The organism is Chitinophaga barathri (assembly GCF_003807585.1).
Lineage (GTDB): Bacteria > Bacteroidota > Bacteroidia > Chitinophagales > Chitinophagaceae > Chitinophaga > Chitinophaga barathri.
This window is the reverse complement of the sequence record NZ_RMBX01000028.1, coordinates 1-1,164: the sequence shown is the minus strand read 5'-3', so window position 1 is coordinate 1,164 and position 1,164 is coordinate 1. Positions and strand designations below refer to the sequence as shown.

The following is a 1,164-nucleotide window of genomic DNA, read 5'->3' as shown; positions in this document are numbered from 1 at the left end:
GGTCTATATTGCGTATTAGTCCCCGCTCCTCCACCGTTGCTTCAGGCCCAGTTAGAATTTTAGACAATGTAGGTCTAATAAAGGTCTTAGGCTACAAGCAACATTTTTTCATACTTAATTATAAAGTTATGAAATTCCCCCACATCTTCGGTATCGACGTCTCCAAAAAGGTCTTAGACGTTGTTTGTCACACCAATGGACAGCACCTGCAGGTACCCAACACCCTGGCAGGCTTTGAAGCCTTACAAGTGCAACTCCGGCAAGACCAGATCGCTGCCGGGGAGTGTTTCTTTATTTTCGAACACACGGGTTTGTATAGTAAGCCTTTCGAGCGGTTCTGTCAACAAGCCGGCTGGCCTTACCGGGCAGTGCCAGGGCTGGCTATTAAGCGTTCTGCCGGTATTACCCGGGGTAAAAGTGACCGGGTGGATGCGGCGCGTATTGCCCGGTATGGGCATGAAAAACGGGAACAGCTAAAGCCGCAACCGCCGGTTGATCAGTGGGTAGAAAAGCTTACAACCCTGATGAACCACCGCGATAAGCTGGTCTGCCAGCAGGCAGGCTATAAGGCAACCGTGAAGGAGCAACAACGGTTCCTCCAGCTGGAAGAACAGGATGTGCTGATCACGACCCAACAGGCCATCATCAGCTGCTTACAGCAGCAAATTGCCCGGGTAGAAACCGCTATTATGCAACTGATCCGTAGCCATCCCGCGCTGAACCGTAATTATGAGTTGCTGATCTCTATCACCGCCATCGGGTTTGTGAATGCAGTGTATATCCTGGCTGCTACGGGTAATTTTACCCGCTTTGCCACCGCCCGGAAGTTCGCCTGCTACTGCGGTATAGCCCCTTTTGAACATAGCTCCGGCTCCAGTATCAGGGGAACAACGCGGGTGAGCCCGCTGGCTAACAAAAAACTCAAATCCCTGCTGGATCTGGCTGCCAAATGTGCCATCAATTATGACAAAGAACTGGGTGCTTATTATCAAAGACGCATAGCAATGGGAAAAAGTAAAATGGGATCCATTAATGTGGTCCGTAATAAACTCATTTACAGAATGTTTGCTGTCATAAAACGCCAAACGCCTTTTGATAAGAACTATTTAGCAGCGGCCTGAATTTTTTTTTGGTAGTCTCTTTATCTTAGAATACGCAATGACG

1 protein-coding gene is annotated in these 1,164 nt (G+C 48.7%); it reads left to right on the top strand.

Going from position 1 to position 1,164, the window contains the following annotated elements; genetic code table 11:
* Positions 1 to 1,121: IS110 family RNA-guided transposase (locus EG028_RS27560; RefSeq protein WP_123864817.1), on the top strand; the 1,121-nt coding region annotated here is incomplete at its 5' end.
* Positions 1,122 to 1,164: the final 43 nt, after the last annotated feature.